Origin of the sequence: Streptomyces vietnamensis, from assembly GCF_000830005.1 — a bacterium.
GTDB classification, from domain to species: Bacteria; Actinomycetota; Actinomycetes; order Streptomycetales; family Streptomycetaceae; genus Streptomyces; species Streptomyces vietnamensis.
On the sequence record NZ_CP010407.1, the window covers coordinates 5486440 to 5505230 of the forward strand.

Here is an 18791-nt window from a genome sequence, read left to right on the forward strand (position 1 = left end):
TGCATCGGACTGGCATGCCCTCTGGCACATGCTGATCGACCGAACCGCTCGAATATCCGACCGAAGGTGGAGGTGAACCGCCGTGGCACTCTCGATCTCCGTGGTGGTGCTGCTGGCGATCGTCGTCTTCCTGCTGATCCGGAAATCCGGGCTGAAGGCTGGACATGCGGCGGTCTGCGCGCTCCTGGGCTTCTACCTGGCGAGCTCGTCCATCGCCCCGTCCATCAGCACCCTCACCACGAACGTGGCGGGCATGATCGGCGGCCTCAAGTTCTGACCTCGCACCCGGCCTGACCTCGTAGGGTGGGGGGCATGTCCGATCTCCCCGCCCGCCGTCTGCTGCTCGTGCACGCGCACCCGGACGACGAGTCGATCAACAACGGCGCCACCATGGCCAGGTACGCGGCCGAGGGCGCCCTCGTCACCCTCGTCACCTGCACGCTCGGCGAGGAGGGCGAGGTCATCCCGCCCGACCTCGCCCGCCTGGCCCCCGACCGGGAGGACCGGCTCGGCCCGCACCGCGTCGGCGAACTCGCCGCCGCGATGGCCGAGCTGGGCGTCACCGACCACCGCTTCCTCGGCGGCCCCGGGCGCTTCCGCGACTCCGGAATGATGGGCGCCGAGCAGAACAAGCGCGCCAACGCCTTCTGGAACACCGACGTCGACACCGCCGCGCCGCACCTCGTCGAGGTGATCCGCGAGACCCGCCCGCAGGTCCTGATCACCTACGACCCCGACGGCGGCTACGGCCACCCCGACCACATCCAGGCCCACCGGGTCGCCACCCGCGCCGCCGAACTCGCCGCCGACCCGGACTACCGCCCCGACCTCGGACCGGCCCACACGATCGCCAAGATCTACTGGAACCGCGTCCCGCGCCCCGTCGCCGAGGCCGGATTCGCCCGGCTCCGCGCCGAGGGCTCCGTCTTCCCGGCGATCGCCGAGATCGACGACGTCCCCGGCGTCGTCGACGAGGACCGGATCACCACCGAGATCGCCGCCGACCCCGCGTACGCGGCCCGCAAGAGCGCCGCGATGGCCGCGCACGCCACCCAAGTCGCCGTCGACGGTCCCTTCTTCGCCCTCTCCAACGACCTCGGCCAGCCGATCTTCACCACCGAGTACTACGAGCTGGTCCAGGGCGTCTCCGGCGCCCCGGCGGGCGAGCGCGAGACGGACCTCTTCGCGGGGGTGACGGCATGAGCGACCCCGCGGTCTCCCCGGGCGTCCGGTACGCCTGGTACGGCGCCCTGTTCGTCCTCGGCCTCCTCGTCGGCACCGCCGGGTCCCTCGTCCAGGCCGCCTGGCTCCCCGCCGGCCTGCTCCTCGCGCTCCTCGCCGCCGGGGGCCTCTTCTACGGAGGGCTGCGCGCCACCGGCACCCAGGTCGGCGTCGCCGCCGGCGGCGGCGGCTGGCTCGTCGCCGTCATGCTGCTCAGCCTCGGACGCCCCGAGGGCGACGGGTTGTTCGGCGGAGGCGTCGGCGAGCTGCTCTTCCTCTTCGGAGGCATGGCGCTCGCTGTGATGTGCGTCACTCTGCCCCGGTTGTCGCGACCGGCCCCGTGAACAGGACGACTTGAGACCGGGGACGCCCCGACTTCGGCCGGATTGCCCGTCGTCAGTGGCCCGGGGGTCGGGTATGAGTCGGCGGCGTTCAGTATGGTGGTGCGCGCCGCCGAACCGCCCGGGTCAACACGAGCATCAGCAAGAGCGGGCGGTGGAGCCAACCGGGAGATCCTGCTTTGAGTCGTGAAACTGGTCGAGAGACTGACAGTTCGTCCTCCGGCGCCCAGGGGCGCGGTGGAGCCGCCTACCCCTCGGGTACCCCGCCGTACGGATCCCGCCAGTATCCGTCGCTCCACCCCACGCAGGACGCGCCGGAGGAGACCGCCGCCGCGCCCGCGCTGCCGGAGGAGCCCAAGACCGAGACGACCCTGACGACCCGGATCCGGATCAACATCCCGGGTTCGCGTCCGATTCCGCCGGTCGTGGTCCGCAAGACGGTCAACGAGGCGTCCGCCCCGGACCCCGAGCCCGCCGTGGAGCCGGAACCGGAGCCCGAGCCGGTGGCCGTGGCCCCGGAGCCGGTGGCCGCCGTTCCGGAGCCGCCGAAGGCGAAGGAGACGAGCGACTGGTTCGCCCCCCGCAAGGCGGCGGCCCCCAGCCCGGCCCCCGCGCCCGCACCGTCCCCCGCCCCGGCCCCGACCCCGGCCCCCGCCAAGCCCGCGCCCACCGGCCCGGACGCCCCGGGCACGGGCTTCGCGGGCTCGGCGACCTCCGGCGTCCCGACGGTCGGCACCACTCCGTCGAGCCGCCCGGTCACCGCGGCCGCCCAGACCCCGCCGGGCAACCCGCTGTACGAGAGCGGAACGCCGGCGGGCGGTACCCCGATGTACGACGGGACTCCGTCGGGCGGCACCCCGATGTACGACGGGACCCCGTCGGGCGGCACCCCCATGTACGACGGCACCCCGTCGGGCGGCACCCCCATGTACGACGGCACCCCGGCCGCCGGCACGCCCGCGTACCGCGGCCCGGGCGGCCCCCGCACACAGGGCGGCCCGGGTGGCCCCCGTACGCAGGGCGGCCCGGCGGCGCCCACCGGCCCCACCACGGGCCCGGTCACCGGCACCGCCTCCCTCGGCGGCACCGCCACCGCCCCCCGCCCCTTCGGCGGCGGCCCGGGCGCGGGCTCCCCGTTCGCCGGCGGCGGCGCGCCCCGCATGTCCGACGACACCGCGATCCTGACGCCGCAGCAGCCCGCCCCGGCGCCGAGGTCCGGACCGGGCGCGGCGGCCGACAACGGCGCCCACGTCTCCGGGGACACCCTCACCAGCGGCATCCCCGTGGTCCCGCCGACGGCGGCCCGCCCGAACCTGACCCCGCGCATCGAGGACCACGCGAGCCCGGCCCCCGCGCCCGCGCCGCGCCAGGCGCCGCCGGCCGACCGCGCCCCGGCGAAGAAGGGCCGCTCCAAGCTGGTCCTCGCCGCCGTCGGAGTCGTCGGCCTCGCCGGAGTCGCCTACGGCGCCGGACTGCTCCTCAACCACTCCGACGTCCCCAAGGGCACCACGGTGCTCGGCGTGGACATCGGCGGCGGTACGAAGGAGGAGGCCGTCGAGAAGCTGGACACGGCGCTCGGCAAGCGGGCCACCGCCCCGCTCCGGCTCAGTGTCGGCGGCAAGAAGGTCGAGCTGGCCCCGGACAAGGCGGGCCTGGCGCTCGACAGCCAGGAGACCGTCCGCGCCGCGGCGGGCAGCGACTACAACCCGGTCTCGGTCATCGGCTCCCTCTTCGGCGGCGAGCGGGTCGCCAAGCCGGTCTTCCCGGTCGACCGGGAGAAGCTCGCCGTCGCCCTGACCGACCTGGCCGGCTCGTCCGCCTCGGCGACCGAGGGCACGATCCTGTTCGCCCCGAACAAGGTGACCCCGGTCGAGGGCAAGGCCGGACAGGGCCTGGACGTCCAGCGCTCGATGATCTCCGTGCAGGACGCCTTCCGCGCCCAGGTCGAGACGGGCCAGGGCAAGCTGGTCGAGCTGCCGGTCACCACCATGCGGCCGAAGGTCACCAAGGCCGAGCTGGACCGGGCGATGAAGGAGTTCGCGACGCCCGCCATGTCCGGTCTGATCAGGATCCAGGCGGGCGGCAAGCACATCGACTTCGGTCCGGCGCGGTCGCTGCCGCAGATCCTCTCCATGAAGGCCGTCGACGGCCGGCTGGTCGAGGTCTACGACAAGAAGGCGATCGAGCGGCTCCTCGACGGCGCCTTCAAGGGCGTCATGATCACCAAGGGCGACGGCACGAAGCACGAGGTCTCCGCCGACGACGTGGCCTTCGCGATGCGCGACGCCCTGATGGGCAAGACCCTCGCGGAGCGCACGAAGACGATCGACCTCAGCGGCGAGGGCTGACGGTCCCCACCGCACGGCCGAGCCCCCGTCCCTCACCGGGGACGGGGGCTCGCGCGTACTACGGGACCGTCAGCGCATGTCGGCCGGGCGGGCCGTGCCCTCGAAGGGGAAGCGGCGGCGGAAGTCGTCGGCGGCGTCCTCCAGGGTGCAGAAGCTGACGCCGGCGTGCCCCGACACGTACTCGATGAACCGTTCCAGCATCAGCAGCACCTGCGGCCGGCCGCTGACGTCGGGGTGCAGGGTCACGGGGATGACCGCGTAGTCCAGCTCCCGGTACACCCAGTCGAACTGGTCGCGCCAGTCCTGCTCCAGGGCCCGGGGGCTGACGTAGCCGTGGCTGTTGTGGGCGTGCTTGTTGAACATCATGGGCGGCAGGTCGTCGACGTACCAGTTGCCGCAGAACTCCACCAGGTCGACCTCGTGGCCGTGGACCAGCGGCTTCATCCAGTCCTTGGCCTCCTTCGAGTAGTCGATCTTCGTCCAGCTGTCGCCCACGCGCGCGTAGAACGGCGTGAAGTCGCGGTAGTTCTGGCTGTGGTCGTACGAGAAGCCGTACTTGTGGAGCAGGGCGGCCGTGTGCGCCGACATCTCCCACCAGGGCGCCACGTAGCCGCGCGGCTTGCGGCCGGTGTACTCCTCGATCAGCTCGACCGAGCGGGCGAGGACGTCCTCCTCCTGCTGCGGGCTCATCGCGATCGGGTTCTCGTGCGAGTAGCCGTGCGCGCCGACCTCGTGGCCCGCCTCCACGACCATCCGGGTCTGCTCGGGGAACGTCTCGATGGAGTGGCCCGGGATGAACCAGCTGGTGCGGATCCCGTACCGCTCGAACAGCTTGAGCATGCGCGGGGTGCCGACCTCTCCCGCGAAGACACCGCGCTGGATGTCGTTGGGGGAGTCCTCGCCGCCGTAGCTGCCGAGCCAGCCGGCCACGGCGTCGACGTCGACGCCCAGGGCGATCCTGATGTCCTTCGCGGTCATGCGGAGTGAGCCTTTCCGTACGTGTCGAGCAGGTGGTGCACGCGGTCGACGGCGGCGGCCGTCACGGCCTGGTCGGCCGCGTCCCACTCCCGCCCGGTGAGGCTGTGGGCGGAGATCCAGCCCGTCATGTCCGCGCCCCGGACGACGGGGGAGAGCAGCTGCGCGCGCACGCCGTAGACGTCGATCAGGGCCTGTGGCGGCTTCGGGTCGTCCTGGAAGTGCGGCTGGACGAGCGGGACGCGGTGCCGCTCCAGCCACTCGACCGTGTTGAGCCGGCGCTGGTCGAGACCGGCGTCGCGGCGGATGGAGCGGACGCCCGGGCCGAGCGCCTCGCCCGCCGTGAGGTCCACGTGCAGTCCGTACGCCGGCAGGTCGAGCCGCAGCGTGGTGCGGTCGGCGCCGATCGCCTCGCGCAGGTCGGCGAGCGCCCGCTGGAAGCCGGCCCGCAGACCGCCGGAGCGCAGCAGGTCGCCGTGGCCTTCGAGGGCGGGGTGCGCGCCGGCCAGGTCGAGCGCCTTCCAGAGCGTCGCGGAGACGCTGTCGAAGACCGGTATGCCGAGCGCGGCTTCGAGCCCGGGGGCGGCGCCCGCCCCGTACACATTGGTGCAGACGACGGCGACCGCGTGCGCGTCATCGGCGCCGGCCTGCTCGATCTGCCGGGCCACCTCGGGCTCGGGGATCCGGGCGAAGGCCTCGTTGTCGTGGATCCCGAACGGCTCGGCGAGCGAGCAGTCCAGGCCCTCGGCGGCGTACGTGGTGACGATCCGCTCGGCGACGTCCCGGGTGTAGGGGACGGCCAGGCCGAGCCGGGTCACGCCGTACGCGGCGCAGGCGTCGAGCAGCGCGAGCGTGGAGGTGGTCGCCGGGATGCCGGTCTCCGCGGTGATCGCGGCGGCGAGCCGCCGGTCGTGGTCGACGCCGAGCCAGGAGCCGGAGGTGCCGTTCCAGGCGATGACGTCGACCCGCGCGTCGGCGAGCTGCCGCGCGGCGGCGAGCATCGGCTCGAAGGCGAACTGGGCGTCGGAGCCGCCGTCGAGGGCGATCCGGGTGACGGGTACGCGCGCGAAGTGGGCGCTCGCGAGGTCCCGGGCACCGTCGAGGAGGCGGTAGGTGACCGGCTCCAGACAGGTGTTGGAGGACGGGGTGAGCATGCCGATACGGATCATCGGACGGCGAGCCTCCTGCTGTAGTCGATGACGAGGGACGAGACGGTGAAGAGGACACCCGCGCCGACGAAGTAGAGCAGCGCCCAGGTGTACGAGCCGGTGCCGCCGACGATGTAGCCGACCGCGATCGGGGTGACGATGCCGGCGATGTTGCCGGCGAGGTTCATGGCGCCGCCGACGACGCCGGCGTTGGCCCGGCCGGCCAGGATCGACGGGAGGGACCAGTAGAGGCCGGCCCAGCGCAGGAAGAACATGACGACGGAGAGCAGGGTGACGGCGGTGATCGGGTCCGGTACGAGGACCACGCCGAGCAGTCCGGCGACGACGGCCACGCCGGCGACCCCCATCATCGTGCGCATCACGGCGTTGGCGCCCGCGCCGGCGGCCTTGCGCCGGTCGGAGATCCAGCCGCCGGTGAGCTCGCCGACGAAGCCCGCGCCGAAGATGACCAGGGTCGACCAGCCGATGGTCTTGATGTCGAAGCCCTTGGTCTCGGACAGGTAGAGCGGGCCCCAGGTGAGCAGTCCGTAGAAGACGCCGTTGAAGCCCATCCAGCCCAGGCACATCGCCCAGAACGAGCGGTGCCTGAGGTACGGGCGCAGGCCCGTGCGCCCGTCGGCCGGGCCGGCCGCGTCCTCCTCGGCGTGCGCGCTCTCGATGTACGTGGCCTCGGCGTCGTTCACGCCCGGGTGTTCGCGCGGGGTGTCGCGGACGTACCAGGCGGCGAACAGGCCGATGAGGACGGTCAGCACGCCCGCGATGACGAAGCTGGTCCGCCAGCTGCCGGTCCAGGCGATGAGCGCGGAGATGAGGATGCCGCCGAGCGCGGCGCCGAGCGGGGCGCCGCCGTCGAGGAGCACGGCGCCGCGGCCGCGCTCCTTCGCGGGCAGCCACTGGGCGTTGAGCTTGCCGCCCGCGGGCATGACGGGGGCCTCGACGGCGCCGAGGAGCAGGCGGTAGCCGAGCAGGGATCCCGCGCCGGTGGCGGCGGCGGTGAGGGCCTGGGCCACGCCCCAGCCGACACAGGCGCCGGAGACCATCCTGCGGGGGCCGAAGCGGTCGGCGAGCCAGCCGCCGGGGATCTGCATCAGCGCGTACGTCCAGAAGAACGCGCTGAGGACGAAGCCGGTGGTCTCCTTGGAGAGCCCCAGGTCCTCGGTGATCAGGGGCAGGGCGACGGAGACGGAGCCGCGGTCGATGTAGTTGAGCGCGACGACACCGAGCAGCAGGACGAACATCTTCCAGCGGACCCGGCTGGGACGGCCGCCGAAGGGGGTGGCGGCCTTCGCCTGGGGGACGGTCTCGGGGACCGGTGGGGTACTCACGGACAAACCCTCGATTCACAGATCGCACAGGGTGAGACGTCGAAGCGCGGCGGGGCCCCGAGCCGCGTTTCGGTATACCAAAGCAGTGCACTGGGAGGGCGTCAAGCGTTTGGTATACCGTGATCGCATCGATACGGGGAGGGCGCATGACCGAGACCGAATCCGCCGTCACACCCACGAACGGCGGGGGATGGCTCCGTGACCAGGTGTGCGAGGCCTTGCGGGACCGCATCATCGACGGCAGGCTGCGACCGGGGGACCGGCTCGTCGAGCGAGACGTGGCCGAGGAGTTCGGCGTCTCCCGCGTCCCCGTCCGGGAGGCCATTCGCATCCTGCTCGGCGAGGGCTTCCTGCACGCCCTCTCGCCGCGCCGGATCGTGGTCCGGGAGCTCTCCGGGCAGGACGTGGAGAACCTCTTCGACCTGCGCGAGGCCCTGGAGGTACTGGCCGCGCGCCGGGCCGCCGAACGCCGCACCGAGGCCCAACTCGGCGAACTACGCGCCCTGTTGGAAGAGGCGCGCAAGGTGACCCTGGCCGGCCGGCCGGAGCGCGTCTCGCGCGCCAACGCCGCCTTCCACCACCACATCGTGGAACTCGCGGGCAACGACATGCTCGCCTCGGCCCTGGGGTCCCTGGAAGGCCGGCTCCGCTGGCTCTTCCAGCAGATCGACGACCCGGGCTCCCTCTGGGCGGAGCACCGCACGCTGTACGAGGCGATCGCCGCGGGCGACGCCGACGCGGCGGCCGACATCTCGCTCCGCCACATCCGCCACTACCGCGACGTGGCGGTGGGGCTGCTCTTCGACAGCGACGCGGAAAAGGACTCGCCGTCCTGACGGGCCGTCGTCTAGGGTCCCTCGCAAGGGCGGGGTCGTAGCACAGAGGTAATGCGCCGCGATGGCATCTCGGAGGACGCCGGTTCGAATCCGGTCGCCCCGCCCCCTTCTTCCTCTCCTCAGGCCCGCGACATCACCGCGACCGCCGCCTTCTGGGCCTCCGTCGCGTTCTCGTCGGTGCCCGCGCTGCGGCGCAGGTTCCAGCTGACCGCGGCGTGGGCGTAGGAGCCCCAGCCGTCTCCCGAGGTCTCGTCCCGGGGGAACCAGGCGCAACCGGAGTCGGCGCGCTCCGAGTACTCGGTGTAGCTGTCCCGGTCGGTCCTGCGCTCCGCCGCCGGCAGCGGCAGCCGGCCCGCGACGTCCGCGCAGACCGGCATCGTCACGTACAGGTCCGGCGGCCGGTCCGCCGGGCCCTCGTCCCGCAGCGTCCACCAGGCGCCCGCGCCGAGCACGCAGAGCGCGACGGCGGCGGCGACGGCGACCGGGCCACGGCGCCTTCGGGCCGAGCGCGCCGAGGAGCTGCGCGGGCGTCGGGCGGCCCGCCGGGTCCTTCGCCAGGCACCACGCGACCAGGCCGCGCAGCTCCTCCGGTACGGCGCCGAGGACGGGCTCGGTGTGGACGACGTTGTACAGCGCCTGGGCAGCGCGTTCTCGGGCTTCAGGTCGCGGTGGATCAGTCCCGTCCGGTGGATCTCGTCGAGGGCCGTCGCCAGCTGCACGGCGAGCCGCCGCACGGTCTCGGTGGGCAGGGTGCCGGACCGTTCGACGGCCGCCCCGAGGGAGGGTCCCGCGACGAAGACAGAGGCGAGCCAGGGCATCGGCGCGTCGGCGTCGGCGGCGAGCACGGCCGCCGTGCAGGCCCCGGACACCTTGCGCGAGGCCTCGACCTCGCGCCGGAACCGGGCCCGGAAGCCCTCGTCGGCGGCCAGATCGGCGTGGATCTGCTTGATGGCGACGGACTGGCCGTTCGCCCCCGTGCCGAGCAGGACCCGGCCCATGCCGCCCTGCCCGAGCACGCCGATCACCTGGAACGGCCCCACCTGCCCGGGGTCGTCCGGCCCGCGTGGCTGCGTCTCGTCCCCTTCCCCCGTGAACGTGGCCGCCGCGGTCAGTTGAGCATGGCCCTCGCCGCCTGCGCCCGCCGGCGGATCGTCGTCGCCGAGTCCGGGTCCACCGCGTCCATGACCTGCGCGTACGCCTCCATCTCGATCGCGCCCGTGAGGAACTCCCCGCGCTGGACGAGCAGTTCGGCCCGCTCGTAGCGGAGTCTCGCCGGGTGGGAGGGGAGCAGCAGGGCGAGCTCCACCGCCCACAGGGCCACGTCGGCGCGCTCGGGGCGGGGGGCCGCCCAGGCGCGGATGTTGTTGAGGATCCGGAGGGCGATCGCGCCCGGCTCGGCGGGGCGGAGCATCGAGCGGTCGAGCGCCTCGCCCGTCGCGCTCGCCACCAGCAGCTCGGCGTCCTCGCCCGTCATGGCCCGCCCGCCCGCGAACGGGTCGGCGAGGTCCAGGTCGGCCGGGTCGCCGAAGCCCACGACGAAGTGGCCGGGCAGCCCGAGCCCGTACACGGGGGCGCCGGCCCGGCGGGCGACCTCCATCCACACGACGGAGAGCAGGATGGGCAGGCCCCGGCGGCGCCGGAGCACCTCGTGCAGCAGCGAGGACTCCAGGCGCTGGTAGTCGGCGGGCACGCCCTCGAAGCCCTCGTGGCGGCCGAGGAGCGCGGCGAGCTCGGCGGCCCAGTCGCCGGTGATCCGGGTCGCGTACGGGACGAGCCCGGCGAGCCGGTCGAGTTCGATCTCGGCCTCGTCGAGGTCGCGCCGGGTGACGGACGGGTCGGCCACCGCGCCGATCAGCAGGCAGAGCCGGGCGAGGTCGGGCCGCTCGGCGCGCGCCTCCTCGGCGAACTCCCGCCGCCAGTCGCCCCGATCCGCCTCGCCCGATGCGCCTCCCGGCCCGTCCGGTCCGTCCGGTCCGTCCGGTGGTGGTACGTCCTCCGTCACGCCTCGGCCCATCGGTAGTGGTGGTAGTGGTGGTGGGGCGCGAAGCCCATCCCGTCGTACAGCGCCCGGGCGCCGTCGTTGTCCGTCTCCACCTGGAGCCAGGCCGCCGACGCGCCCTCGTCGAGCGCCTGCCGGGCGAGCGCCGTCATGACGGACGTCGCCAGGCCCCGGCGCCGCTGGTCGGGGTCGACCTCGACCGCCATGAAGCCGGCCCAGCGGCCGTCGACCACACAGCGTCCGATCGCCGCCGGTATCCCTCCCGTGCCCGCGACGGACGCGAACCACACACTCGGACCGGAGGAGAGGACGGACCTGACCGCCGGGCTCGCCTCCTCGAAGCGCTGGTAGCGGCGCAGCCAGGCCTCGTCGACCGTCCGGGACAGGCGTACGGCGGAGACGTCGGCGTCCAGGTCGCCGATCGGGGCGAGTGCCGCGATCCGCACCTCGGCGGAGACCTCGCGCCGCCAGCCGTGCCGGTCGAGGGCGGCGCACAGCAGCTCCTGGGTGCCCTCGGCGCCGGTGGCGGCCTGGACGTACGGGGGCAGCTTCCGGGCCGCGTACCACGCGCGCACGTGCGTGAGGGCCTCGGCGACCGGCATCCCGGGATCACCGAGCGGCAGGACGGAATTGGCGCGCCGGGTAAATCCGTCGGCGGCCCGCAGGGTCCACTCGCCCAGGGCCTCGCTCTCGACCGGCTGCCACGCGCGCGCGGTGGCGCGGGCGAGCTCCGGGAAGGTGGCCGAGGGGCCCCGCCGGCGGGCCGGGGCGGCCGGGACGACCTTCCCCGCGGCCAGCGCGGATTCCGCGATCCGGACGCTCTCGCCGCTCTTTCGTGTGATCAGCAGCACACCGGCGTCCCATGATGTGAGAACGCCGACCGCGTCGGTGAACTTCTCGCCCGGTTCCGCCGAGTCCGTCACGTACCGAACGGAGACACGTTTTCCCACGTCAGCGCTGGTAATTCGCACTTCAAGGCGCCCTCCGCCGGTGATTTCCACAGCTTCTCCGCCCCTCCTGTTCGGATCGCCCTCAAGAACGGAGATACTAGGTGCGGGCATCGACGACGCCGCGCTCCCGCGCAGACCAGCCCTATCGAGGAGGAACGACAGCGTGACCTACGTCATCGCGCAGCCTTGTGTCGACGTCAAGGACAAGGCGTGCATCGAGGAGTGCCCCGTCGACTGCATCTACGAGGGCAAGCGGTCCTTGTACATCCACCCGGACGAATGCGTCGACTGCGGGGCCTGTGAGCCGGTCTGCCCGGTCGAGGCGATCTTCTACGAGGACGACACCCCGGAGGAGTGGAAGGACTACTACAAGGCGAACGTCGAGTTCTTCGACGAGCTCGGTTCGCCCGGTGGTGCCTCCAAGCTCGGCGAGATCGAGCGCGACCACCCCTTCATCGCCGCCCTGCCGCCGCAGAACGGCTGATTCATTCGCCCTCGGTCCCGTACGGCCTCGCCGCTGTACGGGACCGAAGCGTTTTCCGTACGTACGAGGAAGTGAGCCAACCCGTGAGCGCAGTCTCTTCGCGCCTGCCCGTCTTCCCCTGGGACAAGCTGGAGCCGTACAAGAAGACGGCCGTGGCGCACCCGGACGGAATCGTGGACCTCTCCGTCGGCACGCCCGTCGACCCGGTCCCCGCGCTGATCCAGGAGGCCCTGGTCGCGGCGGCGGACTCGCCGGGCTATCCCACGGTGTGGGGGACGAAGGAGCTGCGGGACGCGCTCACCGGCTGGTGCGAGCGGCGTCTGGGCGCGGTGGACTTCGCCCACGAGAACGTGCTGCCGGTGGTCGGCTCCAAGGAGCTGGTGGCCTGGCTGCCGACGCAGCTCGGGCTCGGCGCCGGTGACGCGGTCGCCTACCCGCGCCTCGCCTACCCGACGTACGAGGTCGGCGCGCGGCTCTGCGGCGCGACCCCGGTCGTCTACGACGACCCGGTGGCGGACCTGGACCCGGCCGCCGTCAAGCTGCTCTGGCTCAACTCCCCGTCCAACCCGACCGGCAAGGTCCTCGCCAAGGACGAGCTGACCCGGATCGTGGCCTGGGCGCGCGAGCACGGCATCCTCGTCTTCTCCGACGAGTGCTACCTGGAGCTGGGCTGGGAGGCCGACCCGGTCTCGGTCCTGCACCCGGACGTCTCCGGCGGCTCGTACGAGGGCATCGTCGCCGTCCACTCCCTCTCCAAGCGCTCCAACCTGGCCGGCTACCGGGCCGCGTTCATCGCGGGCGACGCGGCCGTCCTGGGCGAGCTGCTCCAGATCCGTAAGCACGGCGGCATGATGACGGCGGCCCCGGTGCAGGCGGCGACGGTCGCGGCGCTCGGCGACGACGCGCACGTGGCCGAGCAGCGCGAGCGGTACGCGACCCGCCGGGCGGCGCTGCGGGCGGCCCTGGAGGCGCACGGCTTCCGGATCGAGCACAGCGAGGCGAGCCTGTACCTGTGGGCGACCCGGGACGAGCCGTGCTGGGAGACCGTGGCGTACCTGGCGGAGAAGGGCATCCTGGTGGCGCCCGGCGACTTCTACGGCGAGGCCGGGGAGCGGTTCGTGCGGGTGGCGTTCACGGCGACGGACGAGCGGGTCGAGGCCGCGGTCAAGCGCCTGGGCTGAGCCCGTGGGACGCCGGAGGGCCCGGGGAGCGTGTGCTCCCCGGGCCCTCCGTGCGTCGTGGTGCGGATCAGCCGCCGAGGGGCAGGCCGCCCAGGGTCTGGCCGGTCGGCAGGCCGCCCAGGCCACCGCCCAGGGCGCCGCCGGTCGGGCCCTCGGCGCTCTCGGCGGCGGCGCCGGCGGTCTGGCCGACGACCTCGCCCGTGCTGCCGGCCGTCTTGCCGACGACCTCCTGCGCGGCGGGGGTGGCGGTCTTGCCGGCCGTGCCGACGGTCTTGCCGGCGGCCGGGACGGCCGTGCCGACGGCCTTGCTGCCGGTCTCGCCGACCACGCCGGTCGCGGTCTGCGAGGCGCCGTCGAGGGCGCTCCCCGCGCCGGCGGCGTCCAGGGCGGTCACGCCGTTGAGGGCTCCGGTCGGCGCGAGGCCCTGGTCCAGGGCGCTCGCGGAGCCGGCCGCACCGACCACGGGGGCTGCTCCGGCCGCGACGATGAGGGCGGCACGGGCGATCCGGCGGGTCAGGGAGAGGGACATGGTGCTCCTTCGACGGAGAGGACGATTACGCGGTGACAACCGGCCCTGGGGCGGGGGAGGTTGCGGCGGCCGAAGGTAAAGAGTTGGTAATGCGTCGTATTGTCGGGTGGGGAGGAAAACGGACGAACGCGTCATTGCGCGAGACCCTGCCGAACCGTCACTTCCCTTGTGGCGCAAGGGGATCGAGGGGGAGGAGTGACGCCCGGAAAAAGCGCCCGAATGCCGCTCGAATTTCTTCCGACGACGACCGACGCCGTGCCACGCTCGAGTGAGGGACCGCACGGGTGCACGACTCCCGACGGCGGCGGGGCGGGCTGTACGCGGGCGGGTTGCGGGGTCCCGGTCACGGGGTGAGTCGTGCGTGGACGGGGTCCGGGGCCCGGCTACGGGGCGAGCGCGTGCGGACGGGTTCTGCGCTCCCGGGCACGGGGCGGCCGCGCGCGGACGGATTTCGCGGTCCCGGTCACGGGGTGGGCCGCGCGCGGACGGACTCCGCGGTCCCGGTCACGGGTGAGTCGTGCGCGGACGGGTTCCGGGGCCCGGTTACTGGGCCAGTCGTACCCGGACCGATTCGCCGCCCGCGGCCGCCGCGCCCGAGGACGTCGACCAGCCGCCGTCCGCCTCGCCCGCGCGCCACACCCGGTCCCCGAACGCGACCTCCGCGATGCGCAGCGTGTCCGCCCGCGCCACCGCCCACTGCGCCAGCTCCCAGCCGCGCCGCTCGTCCGAACCGGCCCCCGGCGCGCTCCCCGCGCCCGTCGCCGCCCGCACCGGCACCACGAGCACCGGCGGTTCCGCGGCCGAGCGGCCCGCGCTCGGACCGCCCGTCACCGCCTTCGGCGTCGCCTTCTCGCCGAAGGCCCGCACGAGCTCCTCGCGCACCTGCTCCGGATCGCCCGGCCGGCCCTTCGCCATGATCGTCGTACAGGTCAGCGCCGCCGGCGACCGGCCCGTCAGCGCGGCCGAGAGCAGCGCCGCGTCCGGCTCGTGCTTCGCGTACGCCTGCGGGAAACCGCTCCGCTGCACCTTCTGCGCCGCCACCGTCAGCGGCAGCCGCGAGTACCCCGGGACCTTCTCCAGGCCCTCGTAGAACTTCCCCGCCGAGTACACCGGGTCCATGATCTGCGCCTCCGTCCCCCAGCCCTGCGAGGGCCGCTGCTGGAAGAGACCCAGCGAGTCCCGGTCGCCGTGCTGGATGTTCCGCAGCGCCGACTCCTGCAGCGAGGTCGCGAGCGCGATCGTCACGGCCCGCTCCGGAAGCCCCCGGGTGGTGCCCACCGCCGCGATCGTCGCCGCGTTGGACGCCTGCTCCGGAGTGAACTCGTAGCGGTTGTCCCCGCTGCCCACGCTGCATCTGGGCGCGCCCGTGCTCCCCGTCATCTGGTGGACGGCCACGTACGCGGCGAGGCCGAGGAGCACGGCGAAGGCGGCCGCGGAACGGGCGAGGCGGCCGCGACGGCGGGGGCGGGTGGGCTCGGACACGGGGCCCACCGTACTGGAGGCCGAGTTAGGGTCGGCACATGGCAGACATCACCCCGCTCGACGGCCCCATCGACCTCTCCCTGGACGGGGCCGCGCTCACCGCCGCCCTCGTCGACTTCCGGTCCGTCAGCGGGACCGAGCAGCCGCTCGCCGACGCCATCGAGGCGGCCCTGCGCGCCCTGCCGCACCTCACCGTCGACCGCCTCGGCAACAACATCGTCGCCCGCACGAACCTCGGCCGCGACGAGCGCGTCGTCCTCGCCGGCCACATCGACACCGTGCCGATCGCCGACAACGTGCCCTCGCGGCTCGACGAGGACGGCATCCTGTGGGGCTGCGGCACCTCCGACATGAAGTCCGGCGTCGCCGTCCAGCTGCGGATCGCCGCCACCGTCCCCGAGCCCAACCGCGACCTCACCTTCGTCTTCTACGACAACGAGGAGGTCGCCGCCCACCTCAACGGCCTCGGCAAGATCGCCGACGCCCGCCCGGAGTGGCTCGCGGGCGACTTCGCCGTCCTCCTCGAACCCTCCGACGGCCAGGTCGAGGGCGGCTGCCAGGGCACCCTGCGCGTCATCCTGCACACCGCCGGTGAGCGCGCCCACTCCGCGCGCGCGTGGATGGGCTCCAACGCCATCCACACCGCCGCCCCGATCCTCGACCGCCTCGCCGCCTACGAGCCGCGCAAGCCGGTCATCGACGGCCTCCAGTACCACGAGGGCCTCAACGCCGTACGGATCGAGGGCGGGGTCGCCACCAACGTCATCCCCGACGCCTGCGCCGTCACCGTCAACTACCGCTACGCCCCCGACCGCTCCCCGGCCGAGGCCCTGGCGTACGTCCGCGAGTTCTTCGAGGGCATCGACATCGCCGAGTTCGTCGTCGACGACGAGAGCCCCGGCGCCCTGCCCGGCCTGTCCCACCCCGCGGCCGAGGCCTTCATGAAGGCCGTCGGCGGCAGCGCCCAGCCCAAGTTCGGCTGGACCGACGTCGCCCGCTTCAGCGCCCTCGGCGTGCCCGCGGTGAACTACGGCCCCGGTGACCCTCTGTACGCGCACAAGCGCGACGAGCACGTCCACGTCGACCGGATCCACCACTGCGAGGCGCGGCTCCGCGACTGGCTGACCGCCCGTCTCCCGTAATTTCGGATTTCGTCACCTCTGTGGTCCTACGCTGACCCCACCAGAAGATCGTCGGTTCGACGGAGGGAGCAGGCCATGGGTATCCCCGAAGGGGAGACGAAGCCGGAGGAGCAGCGGCTGGGACCGGTGCTCAGGCGCAGGGACCAGGTCCAGCCGGGAACCACGGACCAGCGGCTGCTCGACACCGAGGGCGACTCGGAGTGGGTGCACACCGACCCCTGGCGGGTCATGCGCATCCAGTCCGAGTTCGTCGAGGGCTTCGGCGCCCTCGCCGAACTGCCGAGCGCGATCAGCGTCTTCGGCTCGGCCCGCACGAAGCCGGACTCGCCGGAGTACGAGGCGGGCGTACGGATCGGCCGGGCGCTCGTCGAGGCCGGGTTCGCGGTCATCACGGGCGGCGGCCCGGGCGCCATGGAGGCGGCCAACAAGGGGGCCAGGGAGGCCAAGGGCGTCTCGGTGGGCCTCGGCATCGAGCTCCCCTTCGAGCAGGGGCTCAACCCGCACGTCGACATCGGCGTGAACTTCCGCTACTTCTTCGTCCGCAAGACGATGTTCGTGAAGTACGCGCAGGGCTTCGTGGTCCTCCCCGGCGGCCTCGGCACCCTCGACGAGCTCTTCGAGGCGCTGACCCTGGTCCAGACCCGCAAGGTCACCCGCTTCCCGATCGTGCTCTTCGGCACGGAGTACTGGAAGGGCCTCGTCGACTGGCTCCGCGACTCGGTCGTCGCCGGCGGCAAGGCGAGCGAACGCGACCTCCTCCTCTTCCACGTCACGGACGACGTGGAGGAGGCGGTCGCGCTGGTGACGAAGGAGGTCGGGCGCTAAGACCGACCGCGCCGGTCGGTTGTGGGCAATCGTTCCGCGGGGCGGAACGGGTGGGCACAACCGACCACCGGCCCGCAGCGGCCCGACTACGCCAGCCCGCGCCGGGCGACCGCCGGAGGCCGGTGACCGGCAATGGACGCCACCATGTCCAACACCTGCCGCGTCTCGGCGACCTCGTGCACCCGGTACACCTGCGCGCCCAGCCAAGCCGAGACCGCCGTCGTGGCCAAGGTCCCGAGCACCCGCTCCTTGACCGGCCGGTCCAGCGTCTCGCCCACGAAGTCCTTGTTGGACAGGGACACCAACACCGGCCACCCCGTCGCCGCCATCTCCCCGAGCCGCCGCGTCGCCTCCAGGCTGTGCCGCGTGTTCTTCCCGAAGTCGTGCCCGGGGTCGATCATGATCCCGTCCCGCCGCACACCGAGCGAGACCGCCCGCTCCGCGAGCCCCACGGTGACCCGCAGGATGTCGGCCATCACGTCCTCGTACTCCACCCGGTGCGGCCGCGTCCGCGGCTCCGCGCCGCCCGCGTGCGTACAGACGAGCCCCGCGCCGTACTTCGCGGCGACCTCCGCGAGCCGCGGGTCGACCCCGCCCCACGCGTCGTTCAGCACGTCCGCCCCGGCCTCGCAGACCGCCTCGCCGACGTCCGCCCGCCAGGTGTCGACGCTGATCACCACGTCGGGGTGACGCCTGCGGACCTCGGCGACGAAACCGACCGTGCGCCGCGCCTCCTCCTCGGCCGTCACCTCCTCGCCGGGGCCCGCCTTCACCCCGCCGATGTCGATGATCGCCGCCCCCTCCGCCACGGCCTGCTCGACCCGGGCGAGCGCGGGTTCGTCCCGGAAGGTCGCGCCCTGGTCGTAGAAGGAGTCCGGGGTCCGGTTCACGATCGCCATGATCACCGGTTCGTGCGGCCCGAATTCACGCCGTCCCAAGCGCAGCATCCCTTTTGTCCTCCCTCGCGTCCGTTCGCCTGCGACCCTAACCGTCGGTGGCGCATGGCACGATCGGCACGGGACGTTTTCCACTCCGGGGAGAGGCGCGCAGGTGTTCTGGTTTCTGCTCATCACGATGGTCGTGGTCGTGGCCGCGGTGACCCTCGCCGTGGTCGGCGGCGGCGACAGCGAGGTGCTGCCCGAGGTGGCGCCCGAGCAGCTCGTCGACCCGCTTCCGGCCGCCCGACCGGTGGACCGCGCCGACGTCGAGGCGCTCCGCCTCCCGGTCGCCGCCCGCGGCTACCGGATGGCCGACGTGGACGACGTCCTCGTCCGCCTCGGCGCCGAGCTCGCGGAGCGCGACGCCCGGATCGCCGAGCTGGAGGAGGCGCTCGCGGGCGCCGGCCCCGCCGGCGGCACCGGCACGGAGGGCGGCGAGCAGTGACGGGCGAGGCGATCCCCGGGCCCGACGGGCGGCTGCGCTGCCCCTGGGGCCTGTCGACCGAGGACTACGTCGCGTACCACGACGAGGAGTGGGGCCGCCCGGTCCACGGCGACGACGCCCTCTTCGAGCGGCTCTGCCTGGAGGCCTTCCAGTCGGGCCTGTCGTGGATCACGATCCTGCGCCGCCGCGAGGGCTTCCGGAAGGCGTTCTCCGGCTTCCGGATCGCCGACGTGGCCGGCTTCACCGACGCCGACCGCGAGCGGCTCCTCGCCGACGAGGGCATCATCCGCAACCGCGCCAAGGTCGACGCGACCCTGGCCAACGCGAAGCTGCTCGCCGACTGGTCCCCGGGCGAACTCGACGCCCTGATCTGGTCCCACGCCCCCGACCCGGCTACCCGCCCCGCTCCCCGTACGCTCGCCGAGGTCCCGGCGGTCACCGACGAGTCGACGGCCCTCTCCAAGGCCCTCAAGAAGCGCGGCCTCCGCTTCATCGGCCCCACCACGGCCTACGCCCTGATGCAGGCGTGCGGCCTGGTCGACGACCATCTGGCGGAGTGCGTGGCCCGGGGCGTCCGGTAGCCCCCGGGCCGGCGAACAGG

The 18791-nt window shown here is 73.4% G+C and carries 20 protein-coding genes and 1 tRNA gene; 12 read left to right on the forward strand and 9 right to left on the reverse strand.

What is annotated here, in order from left to right; all coding sequences use genetic code 11:
* The first annotated feature begins 82 nt into the window (after nt 1–82).
* From SVTN_RS24790 to SVTN_RS24805, 4 genes are all read left to right on the forward strand, one after another.
* Entirely contained in the window at nt 83–277 is a 195-nt protein-coding gene (locus SVTN_RS24790; RefSeq protein ID WP_015035959.1) for a hypothetical protein, read from the forward strand.
* Nucleotides 278–312: 35 nt separating this feature from the next.
* Complete coding sequence (gene mshB / locus SVTN_RS24795; RefSeq protein WP_041131079.1) at nt 313–1203, forward strand: N-acetyl-1-D-myo-inositol-2-amino-2-deoxy-alpha-D-glucopyranoside deacetylase; 891 nt, start codon at nt 313–315, stop codon at nt 1201–1203.
* Nucleotides 1200–1565, forward strand: coding sequence for a DUF6113 family protein (locus tag SVTN_RS24800; protein ID WP_041131080.1), 366 nt, complete (start codon nt 1200–1202; stop codon nt 1563–1565). Before mshB ends, SVTN_RS24800 begins: the two co-directional genes overlap by 4 nt.
* Nucleotides 1566–1741: 176 nt before the next feature.
* Nucleotides 1742–3910 carry a hypothetical protein gene (locus SVTN_RS24805; RefSeq protein ID WP_167352211.1) on the forward strand — a complete coding sequence of 723 codons (2169 nt, stop codon included), beginning with the start codon at nt 1742–1744 and terminating at the stop codon, nt 3908–3910.
* 69 nt (nt 3911–3979) lie between these two features.
* Here SVTN_RS24805 and SVTN_RS24810 read toward each other — a convergent pair whose 3' ends face one another.
* From SVTN_RS24810 to SVTN_RS24820, 3 genes are read right to left on the reverse strand one after another with little or no spacing between them, the layout of a single operon-like run.
* Nucleotides 3980–4888 (reverse strand): polysaccharide deacetylase family protein, encoded by a 909-nt coding sequence (locus SVTN_RS24810; RefSeq protein WP_041131081.1) that lies wholly within the window; start codon nt 4886–4888, stop codon nt 3980–3982.
* Nucleotides 4885–6054, reverse strand: coding sequence for a maleate cis-trans isomerase family protein (locus SVTN_RS45140; RefSeq protein ID WP_041131082.1), 1170 nt, complete (start codon nt 6052–6054; stop codon nt 4885–4887). Before SVTN_RS45140 ends, SVTN_RS24810 begins: the two co-directional genes overlap by 4 nt.
* Nucleotides 6051–7379 carry an MFS transporter gene (locus SVTN_RS24820; RefSeq protein WP_041131083.1) on the reverse strand — a complete coding sequence of 443 codons (1329 nt, stop codon included), beginning with the start codon at nt 7377–7379 and terminating at the stop codon, nt 6051–6053. Before SVTN_RS24820 ends, SVTN_RS45140 begins: the two co-directional genes overlap by 4 nt.
* A 146-nt stretch (nt 7380–7525) precedes the next feature.
* On the opposite strand from SVTN_RS24820, the gene SVTN_RS24825 reads away from it, so the two are divergent.
* Complete coding sequence (locus SVTN_RS24825) at nt 7526–8215, forward strand: GntR family transcriptional regulator (RefSeq protein ID WP_041131084.1); 690 nt, start codon at nt 7526–7528, stop codon at nt 8213–8215.
* Between the two features lie 29 nt (nt 8216–8244).
* Nucleotides 8245–8319: transfer RNA gene (locus SVTN_RS24830), tRNA-Ala, on the forward strand.
* A gap of 15 nt (nt 8320–8334) precedes the next feature.
* On the opposite strand, the gene SVTN_RS45690 is transcribed toward SVTN_RS24830, so the two are convergent.
* The 3 genes from SVTN_RS45690 to SVTN_RS24845 form a co-directional block, all read right to left on the reverse strand.
* Entirely contained in the window at nt 8335–9255 is a 921-nt protein-coding gene (locus SVTN_RS45690; protein ID WP_041131085.1) for a protein kinase domain-containing protein, read from the reverse strand.
* A gap of 68 nt (nt 9256–9323) precedes the next feature.
* A complete protein-coding gene (locus tag SVTN_RS24840; protein WP_041134227.1) occupies nt 9324–10217 on the reverse strand; it encodes a transglutaminase family protein in 894 nt (297 codons plus the stop codon).
* On the reverse strand, nt 10214–11215 hold the full coding sequence (locus tag SVTN_RS24845; protein WP_041131086.1) for a GNAT family N-acetyltransferase: 1002 nt from the start codon (nt 11213–11215) through the stop codon (nt 10214–10216). The genes SVTN_RS24840 and SVTN_RS24845 overlap by 4 nt, the downstream gene beginning before the upstream one ends.
* 112 nt (nt 11216–11327) lie before the next feature.
* On the opposite strand from SVTN_RS24845, the gene fdxA reads away from it, so the two are divergent.
* On the forward strand, nt 11328–11648 hold the full coding sequence (gene fdxA / locus SVTN_RS24850; protein ID WP_015035968.1) for a ferredoxin: 321 nt from the start codon (nt 11328–11330) through the stop codon (nt 11646–11648).
* 83 nt (nt 11649–11731) lie between these two features.
* On the forward strand, nt 11732–12829 hold the full coding sequence (gene dapC, locus SVTN_RS24855; protein WP_041131087.1) for a succinyldiaminopimelate transaminase: 1098 nt from the start codon (nt 11732–11734) through the stop codon (nt 12827–12829).
* Between the two features lie 67 nt (nt 12830–12896).
* Here dapC and SVTN_RS24860 read toward each other — a convergent pair whose 3' ends face one another.
* Both SVTN_RS24860 and SVTN_RS24865 read right to left on the reverse strand, forming a co-directional pair.
* Nucleotides 12897–13358 (reverse strand): hypothetical protein, encoded by a 462-nt coding sequence (locus SVTN_RS24860; protein WP_041131088.1) that lies wholly within the window; start codon nt 13356–13358, stop codon nt 12897–12899.
* Nucleotides 13359–13901: 543 nt separating this feature from the next.
* A complete protein-coding gene (locus SVTN_RS24865; RefSeq protein ID WP_041131089.1) occupies nt 13902–14849 on the reverse strand; it encodes a VldE C-terminal domain-containing protein in 948 nt (315 codons plus the stop codon).
* Between the two features lie 29 nt (nt 14850–14878).
* Here SVTN_RS24865 and dapE point away from each other — a divergent pair, with 29 nt between their 5' ends.
* Both dapE and SVTN_RS24875 read left to right on the forward strand, forming a co-directional pair.
* A complete protein-coding gene (gene dapE / locus SVTN_RS24870) occupies nt 14879–15982 on the forward strand; it encodes a succinyl-diaminopimelate desuccinylase (protein ID WP_041131090.1) in 1104 nt (367 codons plus the stop codon).
* 75 nt (nt 15983–16057) lie between these two features.
* On the forward strand, nt 16058–16807 hold the full coding sequence (locus SVTN_RS24875; RefSeq protein WP_041131091.1) for an LOG family protein: 750 nt from the start codon (nt 16058–16060) through the stop codon (nt 16805–16807).
* Between the two features lie 86 nt (nt 16808–16893).
* On the opposite strand, the gene folP is transcribed toward SVTN_RS24875, so the two are convergent.
* Nucleotides 16894–17754, reverse strand: coding sequence for a dihydropteroate synthase (gene folP, locus SVTN_RS24880; RefSeq protein ID WP_041131092.1), 861 nt, complete (start codon nt 17752–17754; stop codon nt 16894–16896).
* Between the two features lie 103 nt (nt 17755–17857).
* Between folP and SVTN_RS24885 the strand changes: the two genes are divergently transcribed.
* Entirely contained in the window at nt 17858–18190 is a 333-nt protein-coding gene (locus tag SVTN_RS24885; RefSeq protein WP_041131093.1) for a hypothetical protein, read from the forward strand.
* The gene (locus tag SVTN_RS24890; RefSeq protein WP_041131094.1) at nt 18187–18771 is read left to right on the forward strand and encodes a DNA-3-methyladenine glycosylase I; all 585 of its coding nucleotides are present in this window, start codon (nt 18187–18189) and stop codon (nt 18769–18771) included. The genes SVTN_RS24885 and SVTN_RS24890 overlap by 4 nt, the downstream gene beginning before the upstream one ends.
* Nucleotides 18772–18791 lie beyond the last annotated feature (20 nt).